This is a genomic window from Actinoplanes sp. G11-F43 (assembly GCF_050589265.1).
Taxonomy (GTDB): domain Bacteria; phylum Actinomycetota; class Actinomycetes; order Mycobacteriales; family Micromonosporaceae; genus Actinoplanes.
Genome location: NZ_JBNZCE010000002.1, coordinates 168,269 through 187,856, shown reverse-complemented (window position 1 = coordinate 187,856; position 19,588 = coordinate 168,269). Strand labels below are relative to the sequence as shown.

Genomic DNA, 19,588 nt, shown 5'->3' with positions numbered 1-19,588 from the left:
GCGCCAGGCGGGGTGATGAGCCCGGACGGTGGGGTGACGGGCCCGGATGACGGGCGGTGACGCACCGGGCGAGCGGAGGGCGAGGCGCGGAAGGTGAGCGGGAATCGCCTCCACCGGCCCAGCATCGATCGATAAGCGACAATGCCTAATGCGCCCCCGGACGATCCGGGGGCGCATTAGGCGAATGGTGTCAGACGGACAGCGGCTGCGAGTCCGACCGGACCGGTGCGGGCAGTTCGCCGGCGGCGCCGAGGTACTGGTGGATGGCGGCCGCGGCGGCCCGCCCCTCGGCGATCGCCCAGACGATCAGGGACGCGCCCTTGTGCATGTCACCGGCGACGAAGACGCCCTCGGCCCCGGTCTGCCAGTCCAGCCCGGCGTCCAGGACGTTGCGCCGGTTGCGGGTCAGCCCGAACTGGGCCAGCAGCGGCTGGTCCTCGGTGCCTTCGAAGCCGATGGCCAGCAGGACCAGGTCGGCGGGCAGTTCACGCTCGGTGCCGGGGGTGACGGCCACGGTGCGGACGCCGTCCACCCGCTGGACGCTGACCTCGGCGATCCGGATGGCGGTCAGGTTGCCCTCGGCGTCGCCGACGAATTCCTGGACGGCCACGCCGAAGACCCGGTCGCCGCCCTCCTCGTGCGCGGCGTAGTTGCGCAGGATCAGCGGCCAGGTGGGCCACGGGTCCTTGACGCCGGCGCGCAGCTCGGGGGGTAGCGGGTACTGGTCGAGCTGGGTGATCGAGGCGGCGCCCTGGCGGTGGGCGACACCGAGGCAGTCGGCGCCGGTGTCCCCGCCGCCGATGATGATCACGTGCTTGCCCTTGGCGTCGATCGGCGTGGTGTCCTGCAGGCCGGCGACGATCCGGTTGGCCGGGACCAGGTGCTCCATCGCCAGGTGTACGCCGTTCAGCTCGCGCCCGGGGGTGTCGGTGACGTCCCGTCCGGCGAGTGCTCCGGCGGCCAGCAGGACCGCGTCGTACCGGTCGCGCAGGTCGTCGGCGGTGATGTCGGTGCCGACGGTGACGCCGGTCTGGAACTCGACGCCCTCGGCCGCCATCTGGGCCAGCCGGGTGTCGATCACGTGCTTCTCGATCTTGAAGTCGGGGATGCCGTAGCGCAGCAGCCCGCCGATCCGGTCGTCGCGCTCGTAGACGGTGACGGCGTGGCCGGCCCGTGCGAGCTGCTGGGCGGCGGCCAGACCGGCCGGGCCGGAGCCGACGATCGCGACCGACTTGCCGGAGGCGGACGGGGCCGGCTGCGGGATCAGCCCGGCGCCGAAGGCGTACCCGGCGATCTCGACCTCGACCTGCTTGATGGTGACCGGGTCGTCGGCGATGCCGAGGACGCAGGCCGCCTCGCAGGGCGCCGGGCAGAGCCGCCCGGTGAACTCGGGGAAGTTGTTGGTGGCGTGCAGCGAGTCGGACGCGGCGGCCCATCCCCCGGTCCGGACCAGGTCGTTCCAGTCCGGGATGCGGTTGCCGAGCGGGCAGCCGTCGTGACAGAACGGGATGCCGCAGTCCATGCAGCGGGTGGCCTGGTCCCGGATGAGGGCCTCACCCGCGGGCGGGTAGACCTCCTTGTAGTCCAGGATGCGCACCGGCACCGGGCGGCGCTTCGGGACCTGCCGCTGGTAGCGGAGGAAACCGTTAGGGTCAGGCACTGGTAACCCCCATGACAGCCTCGTCGACGTTGCGACCGGCGGCTTCGGCGGTCTTGATCAGTTCCATCACGCGCTTGTAGTCGCGCGGGACCACCGCGGTGAAGCGCTCGACGGCGGTGGGCCAGTCCTTGAGCAGCCGGCCGGCGATGGCCGAGTCGGTCTCCGCGTGGTGTTTCTCGACCAGCGAGCGCAGCAGGTCGCGCTCGTCGTCGGTGAGCGGGCCGAGGTCGACCAGCTCCGGGTTGACCAGGGACTGGTCCAGGTCGAGCAGGAACGCCTTGCCACCGCTCATGCCGGCCGCGAAGTTGCGCCCGGTCCGGCCGAGCACGACGACGGTGCCACCGGTCATGTACTCGCAGCCGTGGTCGCCGACACCCTCGACGACGGCGGCGGCGCCGGAGTTGCGGACCGCGAACCGTTCGCCGACCTTGCCGCGCAGGAAGATCTCGCCGCCGGTGGCGCCGTAGATGATCGTGTTGCCGGCGATGGTGTTGTCCTCGGCGGTGAACGGCGCGTCCTCGGCGGGCCGCACGATCACCCGGCCGCCGGAGAGGCCCTTGGCGACGTAGTCGTTGCTGTCGCCGATCAGCCGCAGGGTGACGCCGCGCGGCAGGAAGGCGCCGAACGACTGGCCGCCGGTGCCGCGCAGGGTGAACGAGATGGTGTCGTCGGGCAGGCCGTTGCCGCCGTACCGCCGGGACACCTCGCCGCCGAGCATGGCGCCGACGCTGCGCTGGTCGTTGGTGGCGACCAGTTCGGCGCGGACCGGCTCACCGTCGGTGAGGGCCGGCTGGGCCAGCGCGATCAGCTGGTTGTCCAGGGCGAGTTCGAGGCCGTGGTCCTGGGCGACGATGCCGCGGCGGGACGCGCCCTCGGGCAGTTCCGGCACGTAGAGGACCGGGGCCAGGTCGAGGCCCTTGGCCTTCCAGTGGTCGACGGCCTCGGTGACGTTGAGCACCTCGGCGTGGCCGATGGCCTCGTCGATGCTGCGGAAGCCCAGCTCAGCCAAGATCTCCCGGGTCTCCTCGGCGAGGAACATGAAGAAGTTCTCGACGAACTCGGGCTTGCCGGTGTAGCGCTCGCGCAGCACCGGGTTCTGGGTGGCGATGCCGACCGGGCAGGTGTCCAGGTGGCAGACCCGCATCATGATGCAGCCGGAGACGATCAGCGGCGCGGTGGCGAACCCGAACTCCTCGGCCCCGAGCAGGGCCGCGATGACCACGTCCCGGCCGGTCTTGAGCTGGCCGTCGACCTGCACGGTGACCCGGTCGCGGAGCCGGTTGAGCAGCAGCGTCTGCTGTGCCTCGGCCAGGCCCAGCTCCCACGGGGTGCCGGCGTGCTTGAGCGAGTTGAGCGGGGACGCGCCGGTGCCGCCGTCGTGGCCGGAGATCAGGATGACGTCGGCCTTGAGCTTGGCCACCCCAGCGGCGACGGTGCCGACGCCGATCTCGGAGACCAGTTTGACGTGCACCCGGGACTGCGGGTTGACCATCTTGAGGTCGTGGACCAGCTGGGCCAGGTCCTCGATGGAGTAGATGTCGTGGTGCGGCGGCGGCGAGATGAGGCCGACGCCGGGGGTGGCGTGCCGGGTCTTGGCGATCCACGGCCACACCTTGTTGCCGGGCAGCTGGCCGCCCTCGCCGGGCTTCGCGCCCTGCGCCATCTTGATCTGCAGGTCGTCCGCGTTGACCAGGTATTCGCTGGTGACGCCGAAGCGGCCGGAGGCGATCTGCTTGATGGCCGAGCGACGCTGCGGGTCGTACAGCCGCTCGACGTCCTCGCCACCCTCGCCGGTGTTCGACTTGGCGCCGAGCCGGTTCATCGCGACGGCCAGGGTCTCGTGCGACTCGGCGGAGATCGAGCCGTAGCTCATCGCGCCGGTGGAGAACCGCTTGACGATCTCGGCGGCCGGTTCGACCTCGTCGATGCTGATCGGGGTGCGGTCGGAGGCGAACCGGAACAGGCCACGCAGGTGACCGGCCGCCGCCGACAGTTCGTCGACCTTGGCGGTGTAGCGGCGGAACACGTCGTACTGCTTGCTGCGGGTGGCGTGCTGGAGCAGGAAGACCGTCTCCGGGTTGAACAGGTGCAGCTCACCCTCGCGGCGCCACTGGTACTCCCCGCCGACTTCGAGGCGGCGGTGCGCGCGCTCGGCCTTGTTGGCCGGGTACGCCTTGTCGTGCCGCGCCTTGATCTCGGCGTGCACCCCGGCCAGGCCGACGCCGCCGATCCGCCCGGAGGTGCCGGCGAAGTAGCGCTGGAGCAGCTTGGTGTCCAGGCCGACGGCCTCGAACACCTGGGCGCCGCAGTACGACGAGACGGTCGAGATGCCCATCTTGGACATGATCTTCAGGACGCCCTTGCCGAGCGCCTTGACGTAGTTGCGGACCGCCTTGCGCGGCTCCACCCCGACCAGCGCTCCGGTGGCGATCAGGTCCTCGACGCTCTCGAAGGCGAGGTACGGGTTGACCGCGGCCGCGCCGAACCCGATCAGGGTGGCCGCGTGGTGCACCTCGCGGCAGTCGCCGGACTCCACGACCAGGGCCACCTGGGTGCGGGTCTGCTCGCGCACCAGGTGCTGGTGCACGGCCGCGGTGAGCAGCAGCGACGGGATCGGGGCCAGGTCGGCGTTGGAGTCCCGGTCGGACAGCACCAGGATGCGCACGCCGTCCTCGATGGCCTCGGAGACGTGCCGGCAGATCTGGGTGAGCCGGGCCTTGATGCCGGCCGCGCCGTCGCGCAGCGGGTAGAGCCCGGAGACCCGGACCGCCTTGAAGCCGGGCAGGTCGCCGTCCTCGTCGATGCTGAGGATCTTGGCGAGTTCGTCGTTGTCGATCACCGGGTACGGCAGGGTGATCTGCCGGCAGCTGGCCGGTCCCGGCTTGAGCAGGTTGCCCTCCGGGCCGATCGTCGAGGAGAGGCTGGTCACCAGCTCCTCCCGGATGGCGTCCAGCGGCGGGTTGGTGACCTGCGCGAACAGCTGGTGGAAGTAGTCGAACATCAGCCGCGGCCGGGTGGACAGCGGTGAGATCGGGGTGTCGGTGCCCATCGAGCCGAGCGGCTCGGCGCCGAGGCGGGCCATCGGCGCGATGAGGATCTTCAGTTCCTCCTCGGAGTAGCCGAAGACCTGCTGCCGGCGGGTGACCGAGTCGTGGGTGTAGACGACGTGCTCACGCGGCGGCAGGTCACCGAGCTCGATCAGCCCGGCGTGCAGCCAGTCGGCGTACGGCTCGGCGGCGGCCAGCTCGGCCTTGATCTCGTCGTCGTGCACGATGCGGCCGGCAGTGGTGTCGACCAGGAACATCTTGCCGGGCTGCAGCCGGCCCTTGGCGACCACGTCGGCCGGGTCGACGTCGATGATGCCGGCCTCGGAGCCGAGCGCGACCAGCCCGTCCTTGGTGTGCCACCAGCGGCCGGGGCGCAGGCCGTTGCGGTCCAGCACGGCGCCGATGATCGAGCCGTCGGTGAAGGCGACCGCGGCCGGGCCGTCCCACGGCTCCATCATGCTGGCGTGGAACTTGTAGAAGGCGCGGCGGGCCGGATCCATGTCCGGGTCGTTCTCCCACGCCTCCGGGATCATCATCAGCACCGCGTGCGGCAGGCTGCGGCCGGCCAGGTGCAGCAGTTCGAGGACCTCGTCGAAGCCGGCCGAGTCGGAGGCCTCCGGCGAGTTGATCGGGAACAGCCGCTTGATGTTGCCGGGGATGTTCGGCGAGGACAGCAGCGCCTCGCGGGCGGCCATCCAGTTCTTGTTGCCCCGGATGGTGTTGATCTCACCGTTGTGGGCGATCAGGCGGTACGGGTGGGCCAGCGGCCACGACGGGAAGGTGTTCGTCGAGAACCGGGAGTGCACCAGGGCGATCGCCGAGGAGACCCGCTCGTCGGTCAGGTCCGGGAAGAACGCCGGGAGCTGCTCGGGGGTGAGCATGCCCTTGTAGGTGATCGTCCGGGAGGACAGCGACGGGAAGTAGGCGGCGATGCCGCGCTGGGAGGTCTCCCGCTCGGCCTGCTTGCGGATGCAGAACGCGACCCGGTCGAGCTCGATGCCGGAGAGCCGCTGGCCGGCCGGGCCGGCGTCGGAGGCGCTGAGCCGGTCGGCGGCCAGGAACACCTGGCGGATCGACGGGCGGGCGTCCTCGGCGGTGGCGCCCAGGTCGGCCGGGTCGACCGGCACGTCCCGCCAGCCGAGCACCTCGCCGCCCTCGACCAGCACGTACTTCTCGAAGATCTTGGTCGCACGGGCCGCGTCGTCGGGGTCCGTGGGAAGGAAGACGAGGCCGGTCGCGTACGACCCGGCGGGCGGCAGCTCGAAGCCGGCCACGGCGCGGTAGTACTCGTCCGGAACCTGGATCATGATGCCGGCGCCGTCACCGGTGTTCTGCTCGGCGCCACGCGCGCCCCGGTGGTCCAGCCGGATCAGCGCGGTCAGACCCTTGGCCACCACATCGTGGGAACGACGGCCGTGAATGTCAGCGACAAATGCGACACCACAGGCGTCTCGCTCCGTCTGAGGGTCGTAAAGCCCCTGGGGGTGCGGATATGCCACCGGGCCTCCTGTCGTCACTGGTGTTTCATTCTGAGGTCGGGACGACGTCGGCCCTGCAAAGTCTCTTGAGTCTACGGTAAGAGCCTCTGCTCTCCGCCAGATGCGGATTGATCACACCTCTTGCCGCAGCGCGGACGAACTGAATAGCACAGCCGGTGCGGTGACCGGTAGTCTCGCGCGATGGCGCCAGCGGATTCCGGCCTTTTCGACCGGCTCGAACGGTTCTACGACGCTCTGCCCCGCCCATGGTCCCGGATCGAGGAGATCGGGTCTCTCGTTCTCTTCATCCGGGCGGGTGAGGGCTGGCCCTACTATGCCCGCCCGAGCCTCGGTTCGCACACCCCCTCCGCCGCCGACATCCTGGAGGTGCGGGCCCGCCAGCGCGATCTCGGCCTGCCGGAGACGTTCGAGTGGGTGCACGAGACCTCACCAGGGATGCTGGCGGTGGCCCGGTCCGCGGGGCTGGACGTGCTGCTGGCACCCCTCCTGGTGCTGGACCCGGCGGCCCTGGTGCCGGACCTGCCGCTGCGGGACGCCGAGGCCCGCTGGCTGGATCCGCGGGCGCCCACCTTCCCGGCCGACGTGCGCGCCTCCCGGGCGGTGGCGCGGCTCGCGTTCGCCGCCCCGGCACACCGTGCGCCGCTGGCCTCCGCGATGGAGAAGACGCTGGTCATCGAGGCCGCCGGGCCGGCCGAGCGGGACGCCGGCGAGATGCTGTCGGCGGAGGCGGTGCGGCACGCGCGGGAGCTGTTCGGCTCCGGCGACTACCTGGCCGTGCTCGCCGAGTCGCCGGCCGAGGGCATCGTGGCCACCGCGACCGGCCAGCGCGCCGGGGACGTGGCCGAGGTGGTCGGGGTGGCCACGCTGCCCTCGGCGCGGCAGCGCGGGTACGCCTCGCAGCTCACCGCGACGCTGGCCGGGCGGTTGCTGGCCGACGGCGTCGACCTGGTGTTCCTGTCGGCCGGCGACGACGACGTGGCCCGCCTCTACACCCGGGTCGGTTTCCGGCGGGTCGGCACGGCCTGCATCGCCGAACCGGCTGCCGCGCCTCTCTAGGTCAGCGATTAATCACATTCCCAGGATTTGGTACGGGGTAAGCATCAGAACCGGTTTCAGTCCTTACCAGGATCGGTTCCACGCGCAGCACACCACCGGTTCCGGGTGGGGAATCTCCACTGTGAGGTTCTCCATCCGGGCCGTCCCGGAATGTGATCTTGCCCGCCGGTGGGGCACGCTCAAGCCCGGCGGCCGCGGCACGGCCCGAACCGGCCGCCCACCTCGCGCGGACGGCACGGGGCGGTCCGCTGCTTCTGTGGGGCCGTGGGGCGTACCGCAGAAAGGGGTTATTCCGGCGGTGTCCAGTCGTGAACCGGATCCAGGGAGCGGGCCAGCATCCGCGGCCGCATGTGGTTGAGGGCCGCGTCCCGGGCCCGCAGCGCGAGCCGGCCGCGGGCCTGGACCACCGCCGACATCCGCCGGTTCTGCCGGACCACCGTGGCGGTCCGCGGGCGCCGCATCCGGCTGTAGGCCTCGACCGCGGCGTTCAGCTCGGCGCCCGGCTCCGCCTCGGCCACCACCGACCGCAGCGTCGCCGCGTCCTCGAACGCCAGGCAGGCGCCCTGGCCCAGATGGTGCGGCATGGCGTGCGCGGCGTCCCCGATCAGCACCACCCCACCCGGACCGGCCGGGAACCCGTAGGCGCGCGGCAGCGGCCGCAACTCCCGGACCCCCTGCGGCACCAGATCCTCCGGACGGGTCGCCGCCAGCAGCTCGCCGACCGGCTCGTGCCAGCCCGCGAACCATCGCCGCAGCAGCGTGAGCTGGGTGGACGGCGACTCCGGGCGGGCCGCCCCGGCGGCGGTCGCCACCCAGTAGACCCCACCCCGGCCGGCCGCGTGCTCACCCAGCGGCATGGCCACGAAACGGTACCCGGCGCCCAGCGTCTCCCCGCCCACACAGCGGTCCTCGGCCGGCCGCGGCACCCGGAACCCGGGGATCACCGCCTGCCAGGCGGCGAACCCGGAACCCACCGCCACCGACTCCGGCGCCACCGCGGCACGCACCCGGCTGTCGATGCCGTCCGCGCCGACCAGCAGATCCGCCTCCACGGTGGTCCGGCCGTCACTGACCGACGGGCGGGTCCGCAGCCCGGTGCGGATCCGGAGGGCGTCGAAGCCGGTCCGGATCTCCACGTCACCCAGGCCGGCCATCAGCGCGTCGTGGACGTCCTCCAGATGCGCCACCGCCGGGGCCGGGCCCGCGCCGGCCCGCGCCCGCGGGGTGACCAGCCACTGGCCGTCCGGGCGGCGCACCCCGCCGTCCGGCAGCGCCGACGCGATCGCCGTCCAGCCGCCGTCCGGATCCAGGGACTGCAGGGCCCGCATGCCGTTGGGCCACAGCACCACCGCGGTCGGCGGCGCGGCGATCCGCTCGGCCCGCTCCAGCAGGGTCACCCGCCAGCCGGACCGGGACAGCGCCCCGGCCGCGGCCAGGCCGGCCGTTCCCGCGCCCACCACCACGGCCGTACGCATGAGAGGGGTCAGCTCTTCTTCTCGTCGTCGCCGGCCGCGACGACGGCAACGGGCTCGGCGGGCTCGGCCGGCACCTCGGCCGGCGGCAGCACGCCGGTCCTCTGGTACTCCTCGAAGCGTTCCTCACTGACCAGCTGGTAGCCGGCCGGCTGCTTGGCGGCGGCGCTCTTCGCGGTGTCCTCCACGTCCACCTGGGAGACGTCGCTCTCGGCGGCGGGCTCCGGGGCGGTGTCCGGCGCGTCGGCCGGCACCACGTAGCCGCGCGGGCCCTTCACCACCACGAAGTAGGCGGTCGCCAGCAGGAAGATGACGATCGACACGAAGACGTTGATCCGCACGCCGAAGAACGTGTTCGCCTCGTCGACCCGCAGCATCTCGATCCACACCCGGCCGGCGGTGTAGGCCATCACGTACAGCGCGAAGGCCCGGCCACGGCCGAACTTGAACTTCCGGTCCAGCAGCCAGACCAGGCCGGCGACGCCCAGGTTCCAGATCAGCTCGTACGCGAACGTCGGGTGGTAGAGGTCCGGCTTGGTCACCGGCTCGCCGTCGATCATGGTGGCGTGGCCCGGGTTCGCCGAATCCATCTCGTGCACCTCGAGACCCCACGGCAGGGTGGTGACCTTGCCGTACAGCTCGTTGTTGAACCAGTTGCCGAGGCGGCCGATCGCCTGCGCCAGCGGCAGGCCCGGAGCCAGCGCGTCGGCGAAGACACTCAGCGGCAGGCCGATCTGCCGGCAGCCGATCCACGCGCCGACCGCCCCACCGGCCACCGCGCCCCAGATGCCGAGGCCGCCCTCCCAGATGTAGAACGCCCGGACCGGGTCACCGCCGGCGCCGAAATACGCCTCCGGCGAGGTGATCAGGTGGTAGATGCGGGCGCCGACGATGCCGAACGGCACCGCCCACACCACCACGTCCAGCGACACCCACGGCGCCACACCGCGCTTGCGCAACCGGTACTCCGTGAGGAGGGTGGCGGCGACCATGCCGGCGATGATGCAGAGCGCGTAGGCGCGGATCGGGAACCCGAACAGATCCCACACCGACTGGGTGGGGCTGGGGATGGCAGCGAAGTTCACGGGTGCACACGCTACCGCCGACACGCCGATCTGTGATGCCCAGGGCACCGGCTGTTTTCACCGATGCCCTCAGCGTGATCACAGCGGGCGCGTGCGCACGCCCTCGGCCAGTTCGCTGCTCAGGGCCCGCAGACCGGCCAGGCCGGCGGCCCGGTCCGGGGCCTCCAGCACGCAGCGGATCAGGGCGCTGCCCACGATCACCCCGTCGGCGAACGCGGCCACCTCGGCGGCCTGCGTCCCGTTCCCCACCCCCAGGCCCACCCCGACCGGCATCCCCGGGTCGATCGCCCGGATCCGTTTCACCAGGTCGGGAGCCTGCGAGGAGACCGTCTCGCGGGCGCCGGTGACACCCATCAGCGCGGTCGCGTAGACGAAGCCCCGGCAGTTCGCCAGAGTCATCGCGATCCGCTCGTCGGTGGAGCTGGGCGCCACCAGGAACGTCCGGTCGATCCGGTGCGCGTCCGAGGCGGCGATCCACTCGGCCGCCTCGTCCGGGATCAGGTCCGGCGTGATCAGCCCGGTCGCCCCGGCCGCGGCCAGGTCACGGGCGAACGCGTCGACACCGTACTTCTCGATCGGGTTCCAGTAGGTCATCAGCACGACCGTGGCCCCGGCCGACGACACCGCGTCGATGATCTTCAGGGTGTCCCGGGTGCGGACCCCGTTGGCCAGGGCGATGTCACTCGCCTTCTGGATCACCGGGCCGTCCATCACCGGATCCGAGTACGGCAGCTCGACCTCGATCACGTCGCAGCCGGCCTCGTGCATCGCGATCATCTGCTCGATGCTGTCGTCGACCGTCGGGAACCCGGCCGGCATGCAGCCCACCAGCACCGAGCGGTTCTCCGCCCGCGCCGTGGCGAACGTCTCGGCGATGCTCACGTGTTCTCCCCCGGGACGACCGTCTCGTTCTGGTCGAGGATGCCGAAGTACGCCCCGGCGGTGTGCACGTCCTTGTCACCCCGGCCGGACAGGTTGATCACGATGGTCGGCGTCCGGCCCAGCTCCGCGCGCAGCCGGGGCGCGATCTTCGCGGCGCCGGCCAGAGCGTGCGAGCTCTCGATCGCCGGGATGATCCCCTCGGTCCGGCAGAGCAGCTGGAACGCGGCCATCGCCTCGGCGTCGGTGACCGGCTCGTAGACCGCCCGGCCGCTGTCGTGCAGCCACGCGTGCTCCGGGCCGACACCCGGGTAGTCCAGGCCCGCCGAGATCGAATGCGACTCGATCGTCTGGCCGTCGCCGTCCTGCAGCAGATAGGTGCGGTTGCCGTGCAGCACCCCCACCGAACCGCCGGTGATCGACGCCGCGTGCCGGCCGGTCTCCACCCCGTCGCCGCCGGCCTCGAAACCGAACAGCCGGACCCCCTCGTCCGGGACGAAGGCGTGGAAGATGCCGATCGCGTTCGACCCGCCACCGACACACGCCGCCACCGCGTCCGGCAGCCGGCCGAGCTGCTCCAGGCACTGGGCCCGGGCCTCGACGCCGATGCCGCCGACGAAGTCGCGCACCAGCTCCGGGAACGGGTGCGGCCCGGCCGCGGTGCCCAGCAGGTAGTGGGTGGTGTCGACGGTGGAGACCCAGTCCCGCAACGCCTCGTTCAGCGCGTCCTTCAGGGTGCGGGAGCCGTTGGTCACCGGGATGACGGTGGCGCCCAGCATCCGCATCCGGGCCACGTTCAGCGCCTGCCGCTGGGTGTCGGTCTCGCCCATGTAGACCACACACTCCAGGTCCAGCAGGGCGGCGGCGGTCGCGCTGGCCACCCCGTGCTGGCCGGCGCCGGTCTCGGCGATCACCCGGGGCTTGCCCATCCGCTTCGCGAGCAGCGCCTGGCCCAGCACGTTGCGCACCTTGTGGGCGCCGGTGTGGTTCAGGTCCTCCCGCTTCAGCAGGATCTCCGCGCCGAGCGCCTCGGACAGCCGGGTCGCCCGGTAGAGCAGCGACGGGGTGCCCGCGTAGTTCAGCAGCAGGTCCTTGAAGGTGGCCTGGAACTCCGGGTCCTGCTTCGCCGACCGGTACGCCGCGTCCAGCTCGTCGAGGGCCTTGATCAGGGCCTCGGGCACGAAACGTCCGCCGTACCTGCCGAAATGTCCGGCCAGGTCCGGCAAGCTCGGGGCGGTCATGCCGCTCCGGAGCGCGGCGGAGGCGTGGTGTGGCCGCCCCGGGCTGGTTTCATGGTTCTTCCCGTCTGCACAGTGGTCACCGCACCGGCCTCGGCGTCGCCGGGTGGTTGCCGGCGTTGACCAGCTCGGCCACCGCGTCCCGCGGCGACTTCTGGGTCACCAGGCCCTCGCCGACCAGCACCGCGTCGGCACCGGCCGACGCGTAACGGATCAGGTCGTGCGGGCCGCGCACCCCGGACTCGGCGATCTTCACCACGTTCTGCGGGAGGCCGGGCGCGATCCGCTCGAACACCGACCGGTCCACCTCGAGGGTGCGCAGGTCACGGGCGTTGACCCCGATGACCTTCGCGTTCGCCTCCAGCGCCCGGTCCGCCTCCTCCTCGTTGTGCACCTCGACGAGGGCGGTCATGCCCAGCGACTCGATGCGCTCCAGGAGGCCGACCAGAACGTTCTGCTCCAGCGCCGCCACGATCAGCAGCACCAGGTCGGCGCCGTGCGCGCGGGCCTCGTGCACCTGATAGCTGGAGACCACGAAGTCCTTGCGCAGCACCGGGATCCGCACCGAGGCGCGCACCGCGGCCAGATCGTCCAGCGAACCGCCGAACCAGCGGCCCTCGGTGAGCACGCTGATGCAGCGGGCACCGCCCGCCGCGTACTCCCCGGCGAGCTCGGCCGGGTCGGGGATGTCGGCGATCGCGCCCTTCGACGGGGACGCCCGCTTCACCTCGGCGATCACCGCCACACCGGGCTTGCGTAGAGCCGCGTAGGCGTCGATCGCCGGGGGAGCCGCCGCCGCGAGCTCCCGGACCTTCTCCAGGGGCAACGCCGCCTGCCGTGCCGCCACGTCCTCCCGGACGCCGGCGAGGATCTCCTCGAGAACGTTCTGCGATGCCGCGCGGGCGGGACCGCCACCGCCCGCTTCCGCCTGCTGATCGGATGTCACCTAATGACTCCCCTCTCACGGGTGTCTTCGGCCTGATGCTAGGAGGTGACAGCGGGTGACGGCCTCCTGGGGGTATGGCGCGCCTCACGGAATGGACTGCGGCATAATGCCGACCGGCCCGCCGCGGGTGTCTCGTCGCTCACACCCGGCCGAGGCCCCGCACCGCGCTGGGCTGGGCTTATTCCCCCGTTCGGCCGATACCACGTCGTGGTGACACGAGTGTCACCGTGCGGAAATAGGACTCCACCATCATGTGACTCGGGCAAACTTGTTCCGACGCCTCAGCCAGCCGGACGATGATGTGGAGTCGACCCATGGCCACCGACCTACCCCAGCCGATGAATTTCGCCGCCGTCTCCCGGGTCCTGGTCTCGGTGGCGGCCGAGGTCGCCACCGGAGTGCAGCGCGCCGTCGTCGGGCCGGACAACGTCCGCACCGCCCGGGAGAACGCGTGGGACGCCATTCAGGCCGATCGTGCCCGGGAGGCCGCCCGCGCCGAGACGGCCCGTGCCGTGGCCGCCCTGGTCGCCGCCGGCCCCACCGCCGACAGCCGGCCGCGCCGCTCCGGAACCCGTAAGCGACTGGCCGGCACACACTGATCTACCCCCGCCGGGCCGGCTGAAACCGGCCTCAGCGGGTCGGGTCCTCACCCCGGTCCAGCGCGTCCCAGAAAGCGCGGCTGTCCGGGACACTCTGCACCTCCGGCGCCGCCGTCGCCTCCGGCTTGCGCTCGTAGCGGGACGACATGGCCGCCCAGGTGTGGCCGTACCACCCGGCCAGCACACCGCCCGCCGCCACCACCAGGCCGCCCACCACCGTCACCGCCGGCCACACCGGGTCGGCGCCGGCCCAGGCCAGCACCGTGCCCACCACCAGGCCCACCCCGGTCAGGGCCAGCAGGCCGCCCAGCACCCGCCGGACCGTGCCCCGGGTGGCCAGCAGCGCCCCGGCCCCGGCGAGCGCCATCAGGGCCAGCCCGATCAGCCACGGCTGCGCCTGGGCGCCGGTCTGCTCGGTCCGCAGATCCGACAGGCCGGGCCGGTGCTCCACCTCGACCACCCACACCCGGGTCACCGCGAGCAGCGCCACGCCCGCGCCGGCCAGACAGGCCAGGACGGCGGTGGCCGGACCCCGCCTCATCGGGCCGCGCGCAGGGTCTCCGCGGCGGCGATCGCGGCGAGCACCGCGGCGGCCTTGTTCCGGGTCTCCTGCTCCTCCGCCGCCGGATCCGAGTCGGCCACGATGCCGGCACCCGCGCCGACGTAGGCCACCCCGTCCTTGAGCAGCGCGGTCCGGATGGCGATCGCCATGTCCATGTCACCGGCGAACCCGAAGTAGCCGACGGTGCCGCCGTACAGGCCGCGCCGGGTCGGCTCCAGCTCCTCGATGATCTCCATGGCCCGGACCTTCGGGGCGCCGGACAGCGTCCCGGCCGGAAAGGTCGCGGCCAGCGCGTCGAACGCGGACCGGTCCGCCCGCAGCCGGCCGACCACCGTCGACACGATGTGCATGACGTGGCTGTACCGCTCGATCCGGGCGAACTCCGGCACCTCCACCGAACCCGGCTCGCACACCCGGCCCAGGTCGTTGCGGCCCAGGTCGACCAGCATCACGTGCTCGGACCGCTCCTTCGGGTCGGCGAGCAGCTCGGCGGCGAGCGCGGCGTCCTGCTCCGGGGTGGCGCCCCGCCAGCGGGTGCCGGCGATCGGGTGCAGCAGTGCCGTCCGGTTCGCGCTCACCTTCAGATGCGCCTCCGGCGACGAGCCGACGATGTCGAAGTCGTCGAAGCGCAGCAGATACATGTACGGGCTGGGGTTGGTGGCCCGCAGCACCCGGTAGACGTCCAGGGCGTCCACGTCGGTGGGCCGCTCGAACCGCTGCGCCACCACGATCTGGAAGCACTCGCCGGCCCGGATCGCCTCCTTGGCCTCCTCCACCGCCTTCTGGTACTCCCCCGGAAGAGTGCGGCTGACCGGCTCACCGGGCGGCCGCCGGTCCACCGTGGAGACCATCGGCGGGGTGGGCCGGGACAGTGCCGTGGTCATCGCGTCGAGACGGCCCACCGCCTGGTGGTACGCGGCCCGGCGCGCCGCGTCGTCGGCGTCCTCGGCCAGCACCGCGTTGGCCACCAGCAGCGCCGAACCCTCGTGGTGGTCCAGCACCACCAGGTCGGTGGCGAGCATCATGCCCAGCTCGGGCAGGCGCAGATCGTCGACAGTGGTGGACGGCAGTCTCTCGAACCGGCGCACCAGGTCGTAGCTCAGATAGCCGACCATGCCCCCGGTCAGCGGCGGCAGGCCGGCGTCCGGCGCGCCGCCACCGGTCAGCGCCGCCACCGTCTCGCGCAGCGCCACCACCGGGTCGCCGGCCGACGGCACGCCCTCCGGCGGAGTGCCCAGCCAGGTGGCCTCGCCGTCCCGCTCGACCAGGGTGGCCAGGCTGCGCACGCCGATGAACGAATACCGCGACCAGGCCAGGCCCTGCTCCGCCGACTCCAGCAGGAAGGTGCCCGGCCCACCGGCCAGTTTGGTGTAGACGCCGACCGGGGTCTCCCCGTCGGCCAGCAGCTTGCGGGTGACCGGCACCACCCGGCGCCGGACGGCGACGAACTCGGCCTCGCCGGGGACGGTGACGCCGCTGGTCATGGGGTCACCACCGGCAGCTCGGTGCTGAAGCACGTGTGCGTCCCGGTGTGACAGGCCGCGCCGACCTGCTCCACGGTGACCAGCAGCGCGTCGCCGTCGCAGTCCAGCGCGACACCGTGGACGTGCTGGAAGTGGCCGGAGGTGGCGCCCTTCACCCAGTACTCCCGGCGGCTGCGCGACCAGTAGGTGGCCCGGCCGGTGGTCAGGGTGCGGCGCAGCGCCTCGTCGTCCATCCAGCCGAGCATCAGGACGTCGCCGGTGCCCCGCTCCTGCACGATCGCCGCGACCAGGCCGTCGGGGGTGCGCTTGAGCCGGGCCGCGATCGCCGGGTCCAGGGTGGTCTCTACATCGGGTACGGACACGCCGACGATTCTCCCCCATCGCCCGCCACCCGGAACCGAGGCCCACGATCCGGTAACCGGGGGTGTGCTCGCCGGGGCGGAGCGGTACCGTCGCCGGGAAGCGCGGTACGTGCCAGTCTGCCCGGCGCCCGCCGCCCGGTGTGCCCGCGGACGGCATCGGCGGCGAGTGCGACCTCGCAACGGGAGCGGTGAACCCAGATGGAGCCGACGTCCAGCCCCGACAACACCCGCCCGTCCCCCGGCCTGTCCCGGTTCTGGCAGGTCCTCCCGGACCCGGACGTGCCGGAGCCGGCCGAGCCGGAGACACCCGCGGATCTGCTGCACGGCTCGCCGCTGGGCACCTTCCGCAGCCTGCCCATCCCGCCGCTGGCCCCGATCGCCTCGGCGGCCCGGCATCCGGCCGGCGCCGACCCGTTCGGGCTGAACCGGGCGGCCGCGCGGGGCCCGCGCCCACCCGTCACCGCCCCACCGGACTCCGGTCCACCAGCCCCGGAGCGGGACGGCGATCCTGATCACTCGGTGCCTTCGGAGGATCAGCCCGGCGCCGGTCAGGACGTACAGTCCGAGGAACCCGGGGACTCCCCCGCCGCCGGTTTCGGCCTCGGCGGGCGCGCCGGCCGGTTCTTCGCCACCGGGGACGATCCCGGTGACCGGGACGAGCGGGCGGCGCCCGAGGGCGGGACCGGCGATACTCCCGGGGCCGCGGCGGGCGATTCTCAGGTCGGTGACGAGCCGACCGACGAGGACTCCGCCGGCACGGCGGAACAGATCTCGCCGGCGAGCGGCCAGGACGCCGCCGAGGTGGCGGGACACAGCGACGAGAACGGACGTGACGATATGAACGGACGGGCAGGGGCGCCCGGTTACGCGCAGACCGGGGAGGCCGGCCCGGACGGGACGGGCGACGCGGCCGACGAGCCGCAGACGCCGTCCGAGCCGGTGCGCCCGGCCGCGGGCTGGGCCTCGGTGCCGGTCCCGGCCGGGCCGGTCACGCCGATCTCGGGCGGGCCGATCTCCGGTGGTCCGGTCTCCGGCATGCCGGTGTCGCCGGCCTACACGCCGAACCCGTACTCGGTCGCCGACTTCACCCCGGACCACCCGGCCGGCACGCTGTCGCCGGCCCCGGTCTCCGGGCAGCCGGTGGCGGCCACCACGGCCCCGGTGGAGGAGCCCGCCGACCCGGCCGGCAGCGCCCCGGTGTCGGCGGCGCCCGCGCCGGAGCGGGCCGCGGTGCAGATCCCGGCCACCCGGCCCCCGTCGGACCCGGTCGCCGAGCCGGCCGCGGAGCCGGCCACCGGTGGTTACCCGGGTCTGCCGCCGGCCGCCGAGGGCGGCTACGGCTTCGCCCCGGCCGGTTTCAGCCTGGGCCGGCCCCCGGCGGAGCCGAGCAGCCGTCCGGTGGAGCCGCTCGGGCGGCCCTCGGAGGCGCTCACCCGCCCGTCGGAGGCCTTCGGCATGGCGTCGGTCACCCCGGCGCCGGCCGGCCCGACGCCGCCGACGTTCCTGGGCGCCGAGACGTCTCTCACCATCGACGTGCCGGCCCGCCCCGAGCCGGGCCGCCGGCCGGTGGCCCCGGAGGACGGCGGGACGGGACACCGCACCGGCCGCCGGGCGGCGCCGGAGGAACCGGCTCCGGCGATCACCCCGTTGATCACCCCGGTGGTCGCGCCGGTCTCCGCCGCGGTGGCCGCCCCGGTCTCCGCCGCGGCCGTCGCTCCGGTCTCCGCGGCGGCGCCCGCCGTGGTGCCGGTGGCCGAGCCGCACGCCGATGACCCGGTGATCGGCCGCTCGGTGTGGGACGAGGACGCGGCCCGGCACTTCCGGGCGGCCTGGCACGAGGTGAAGGCGGAGTTCGTCGACGACCCGGTCACCGCGCTGACCCGGGCGCACGATCTGCTCACCGACGCCGTGAACGAGCTGACCGAGGTGCTGCTGGCCGAGCGGGACGAGCTGGACCCGCTGCGCGGTAACGGCACGCCGGACACCGAGAGCATGCGGATGGCGATGCGTGGCTACCGGGAGTACCTGGAGCGCATCCTCTCGCTGTGACCATCACAGGGCCGCCCGCGCGACGCGGACGGCCCTGTGATCCGTATTGCAGGAGAAAATTAGTGAGCCCTGCCACCCGCGGCACCGGGTGGCAGGGCAGAGGACGGGATCCCGCGGCATGACGGCGGCAGAAGGTCGCCGCGGGATCCCGCCTCGATCAGGTGATCCTCAGGCGGCGGTGCTGTTGCAGCAGCGGCGGCAGAGGATCGGGTGGAGCAGATGTGCCAGGTCGTGCCGGTCGGTGACCGGCCGGGGGAAGGCCAGCCGGGCCGAACGGGTGCCCATCCGCACCAGGAAGCCGTACCGGTCCATCCGGACGACCTTCGGGTCGTCGTCCGGGCGGGCGTTCTCGCCCAGCTGACGGCGCACGTAGTCGCTCATCTCGGCCATGTGGTGGTCGGCCAGGTCGGCGATCAGGTCGAACTCGACGGCGCGCAGCGGGTCCGGGGTGGCCTCGGCGTAGTCGTCCGGGTCGACCTCGACCAGCTTGTCGTTGCGCTCCCAGCGGACCTCGGCGATCTCCATCCGGAAGATGGCCTGGCTCTCGCCGATGTCGAGCAGGTCGCCGCACGCGTCGGTGTCGGCGTAGTCTAGGGCGGCAGCGCGTGCGTCGTCTCCGTCGAGCCTCCGGGCCCAGCCGGAGACCCACACGCGACCGAGGGACGGGGAGACCGCCATGGGCGGCACATCCCTGATGTCCAGCACCAGGGCGGCGTCTTCGGCACCGTCCTGTGGGCGCAGTGCGACCGCAAGGGTACCCTCGGACGGCACTAGCAAAAGCACGCGTCCCTGCGCATCGGTGACGTGCCGGACCGGAAGCGGTCCGGGACGGCAAGCGATGTGCGCGACTGCGGGCAGGTGGCCGGCGGCAAGCGTTCGTGCGATCTCGGCGGGACTGGGTTGCATGATCGAGCACCTCCGGGCACCAGTTAGGCTTACCTAAGTAAGGCAAGGCTTACCGTAACAGGAGATCGCAGTTGAACAACTCCCGACCCAAGGCGAAGCTCTCGCGCGCCCTCGGAATCCCTCTGACGCGTAAGTGCGTCAAGTACTTCGAGCGTCGCCCGTTCCCGCCGGGCGTGCACGGCCGTGGACGCCGCAAGAGCTCGGACTACCAGGTCCGACTGCTGGAGAAGCAGCGCCTTCGCCACCAGTACAACATCAGCGAGGTCCAGATGCGGGCGGCTTACGACGCCGCTCACAAGGCCGAGGGCAAGACCGGCGAGACCATGGTCACGCTGCTCGAGCGCCGGCTGGACGCCACCGTGTTCCGGGCCGGTTTCACCCGGACCATCTACCAGGCCCGCCAGCTCGTCGTGCACGGTCACTTCACCGTGGACGGCAAGAAGGTGGACCGCCCCGGCTACAAGCTCAAGCCGGGCCAGGTCATCGAGGTCAAGGAGACGAGCCGGCAGAAGCCGCCGTTCCAGATCGCGGCGACCGGCACCCACATCGACGGCCCGACCGCTCCGTACCTGTCGACCGTCCTCGAGGACCTGCGCACCACGGTGATCCGTGCCCCGCAGCGCTCCGAGGTCCCGGTCCTCTGTGACGAGCAGCTCGTCGTCGAGTACTACGCGCGATAAGTAGTTCAGGCTCTTGAATCGCTGAAATGGCGGGCCTCTCGCAGCGGTCACGGCTGACCGCGGC

At 72.5% G+C, this 19,588-nt stretch carries 15 protein-coding genes; 4 read left to right on the top strand and 11 right to left on the bottom strand.

What is annotated here, in order from left to right; translation table 11 throughout:
• Window positions 1-190: 190 nt before the first annotated feature.
• Entirely contained in the window at window positions 191-1,660 is a 1,470-nt protein-coding gene (locus tag ACQ0O7_RS01700) for a glutamate synthase subunit beta (protein ID WP_430779917.1), read from the bottom strand.
• Window positions 1,653-6,224 carry a glutamate synthase large subunit gene (gltB, locus tag ACQ0O7_RS01695; RefSeq protein WP_430779916.1) on the bottom strand — a complete coding sequence of 1,524 codons (4,572 nt, stop codon included), beginning with the start codon at window positions 6,222-6,224 and terminating at the stop codon, window positions 1,653-1,655. Before gltB ends, ACQ0O7_RS01700 begins: the two co-directional genes overlap by 8 nt.
• A 162-nt stretch (window positions 6,225-6,386) precedes the next feature.
• Here gltB and ACQ0O7_RS01690 point away from each other — a divergent pair, with 162 nt between their 5' ends.
• Window positions 6,387-7,262, top strand: a complete 876-nt coding sequence (locus tag ACQ0O7_RS01690; RefSeq protein ID WP_430779915.1) for a GNAT family N-acetyltransferase — start codon at window positions 6,387-6,389, stop codon at window positions 7,260-7,262.
• Window positions 7,263-7,549: 287 nt separating this feature from the next.
• On the opposite strand, the gene ACQ0O7_RS01685 is transcribed toward ACQ0O7_RS01690, so the two are convergent.
• From ACQ0O7_RS01685 to trpC, 5 genes are all read right to left on the bottom strand, one after another.
• Entirely contained in the window at window positions 7,550-8,737 is a 1,188-nt protein-coding gene (locus tag ACQ0O7_RS01685; protein WP_430779914.1) for an FAD-dependent monooxygenase, read from the bottom strand.
• 8 nt (window positions 8,738-8,745) lie between these two features.
• Window positions 8,746-9,819, bottom strand: coding sequence for a prolipoprotein diacylglyceryl transferase (gene lgt / locus ACQ0O7_RS01680; RefSeq protein WP_430779913.1), 1,074 nt, complete (start codon window positions 9,817-9,819; stop codon window positions 8,746-8,748).
• Window positions 9,820-9,897: 78 nt separating this feature from the next.
• Complete coding sequence (gene trpA, locus ACQ0O7_RS01675; protein WP_430779912.1) at window positions 9,898-10,701, bottom strand: tryptophan synthase subunit alpha; 804 nt, start codon at window positions 10,699-10,701, stop codon at window positions 9,898-9,900.
• Entirely contained in the window at window positions 10,698-11,939 is a 1,242-nt protein-coding gene (gene trpB / locus ACQ0O7_RS01670) for a tryptophan synthase subunit beta (RefSeq protein WP_430779911.1), read from the bottom strand. Before trpB ends, trpA begins: the two co-directional genes overlap by 4 nt.
• Window positions 11,940-12,015: 76 nt before the next feature.
• Entirely contained in the window at window positions 12,016-12,882 is an 867-nt protein-coding gene (trpC, locus tag ACQ0O7_RS01665; protein WP_430779910.1) for an indole-3-glycerol phosphate synthase TrpC, read from the bottom strand.
• A gap of 314 nt (window positions 12,883-13,196) precedes the next feature.
• On the opposite strand from trpC, the gene ACQ0O7_RS01660 reads away from it, so the two are divergent.
• Window positions 13,197-13,481 (top strand): hypothetical protein, encoded by a 285-nt coding sequence (locus tag ACQ0O7_RS01660; protein WP_430779909.1) that lies wholly within the window; start codon window positions 13,197-13,199, stop codon window positions 13,479-13,481.
• Between the two features lie 31 nt (window positions 13,482-13,512).
• Here ACQ0O7_RS01660 and ACQ0O7_RS01655 read toward each other — a convergent pair whose 3' ends face one another.
• From ACQ0O7_RS01655 to hisI, 3 genes are read right to left on the bottom strand one after another with little or no spacing between them, the layout of a single operon-like run.
• On the bottom strand, window positions 13,513-14,022 hold the full coding sequence (locus tag ACQ0O7_RS01655) for a Trp biosynthesis-associated membrane protein (RefSeq protein WP_430779908.1): 510 nt from the start codon (window positions 14,020-14,022) through the stop codon (window positions 13,513-13,515).
• Window positions 14,019-15,527, bottom strand: a complete 1,509-nt coding sequence (locus ACQ0O7_RS01650) for an anthranilate synthase component I (protein ID WP_430779907.1) — start codon at window positions 15,525-15,527, stop codon at window positions 14,019-14,021. The genes ACQ0O7_RS01655 and ACQ0O7_RS01650 overlap by 4 nt, the downstream gene beginning before the upstream one ends.
• Window positions 15,524-15,889, bottom strand: coding sequence for a phosphoribosyl-AMP cyclohydrolase (gene hisI, locus ACQ0O7_RS01645; protein ID WP_430779906.1), 366 nt, complete (start codon window positions 15,887-15,889; stop codon window positions 15,524-15,526). The genes ACQ0O7_RS01650 and hisI overlap by 4 nt, the downstream gene beginning before the upstream one ends.
• A gap of 198 nt (window positions 15,890-16,087) precedes the next feature.
• On the opposite strand from hisI, the gene ACQ0O7_RS01640 reads away from it, so the two are divergent.
• The gene (locus ACQ0O7_RS01640) at window positions 16,088-17,938 is read left to right on the top strand and encodes a hypothetical protein (protein ID WP_430779905.1); all 1,851 of its coding nucleotides are present in this window, start codon (window positions 16,088-16,090) and stop codon (window positions 17,936-17,938) included.
• A gap of 168 nt (window positions 17,939-18,106) precedes the next feature.
• On the opposite strand, the gene ACQ0O7_RS01635 is transcribed toward ACQ0O7_RS01640, so the two are convergent.
• Window positions 18,107-18,844, bottom strand: coding sequence for a DUF2470 domain-containing protein (locus ACQ0O7_RS01635; protein ID WP_430779904.1), 738 nt, complete (start codon window positions 18,842-18,844; stop codon window positions 18,107-18,109).
• Between the two features lie 71 nt (window positions 18,845-18,915).
• On the opposite strand from ACQ0O7_RS01635, the gene rpsD reads away from it, so the two are divergent.
• A complete protein-coding gene (gene rpsD / locus ACQ0O7_RS01630; protein ID WP_430779903.1) occupies window positions 18,916-19,524 on the top strand; it encodes a 30S ribosomal protein S4 in 609 nt (202 codons plus the stop codon).
• The last annotated feature ends 64 nt before the right edge of the window (window positions 19,525-19,588 follow it).

What these genes read in the sequence shown, in the direction of transcription:
- ACQ0O7_RS01690 (WP_430779915.1), top strand. Translation starts at nt 6,387, where the DNA reads ATGGCGCCAGCGGATTCCGGCCTTTTCGACCGGCTCGAACGGTTCTAC.
- ACQ0O7_RS01685 (WP_430779914.1), bottom strand. Translation starts at nt 8,737, where the DNA reads ATGCGTACGGCCGTGGTGGTGGGCGCGGGAACGGCCGGCCTGGCCGCG.
- trpB (WP_430779911.1), bottom strand. Translation starts at nt 11,939, where the DNA reads ATGACCGCCCCGAGCTTGCCGGACCTGGCCGGACATTTCGGCAGGTAC.
- ACQ0O7_RS01660 (WP_430779909.1), top strand. Translation starts at nt 13,197, where the DNA reads ATGGCCACCGACCTACCCCAGCCGATGAATTTCGCCGCCGTCTCCCGG.
- ACQ0O7_RS01655 (WP_430779908.1), bottom strand. Translation starts at nt 14,022, where the DNA reads ATGAGGCGGGGTCCGGCCACCGCCGTCCTGGCCTGTCTGGCCGGCGCG.
- ACQ0O7_RS01650 (WP_430779907.1), bottom strand. Translation starts at nt 15,527, where the DNA reads ATGACCAGCGGCGTCACCGTCCCCGGCGAGGCCGAGTTCGTCGCCGTC.
- ACQ0O7_RS01640 (WP_430779905.1), top strand. Translation starts at nt 16,088, where the DNA reads ATGGAGCCGACGTCCAGCCCCGACAACACCCGCCCGTCCCCCGGCCTG.
- ACQ0O7_RS01635 (WP_430779904.1), bottom strand. Translation starts at nt 18,844, where the DNA reads ATGCAACCCAGTCCCGCCGAGATCGCACGAACGCTTGCCGCCGGCCAC.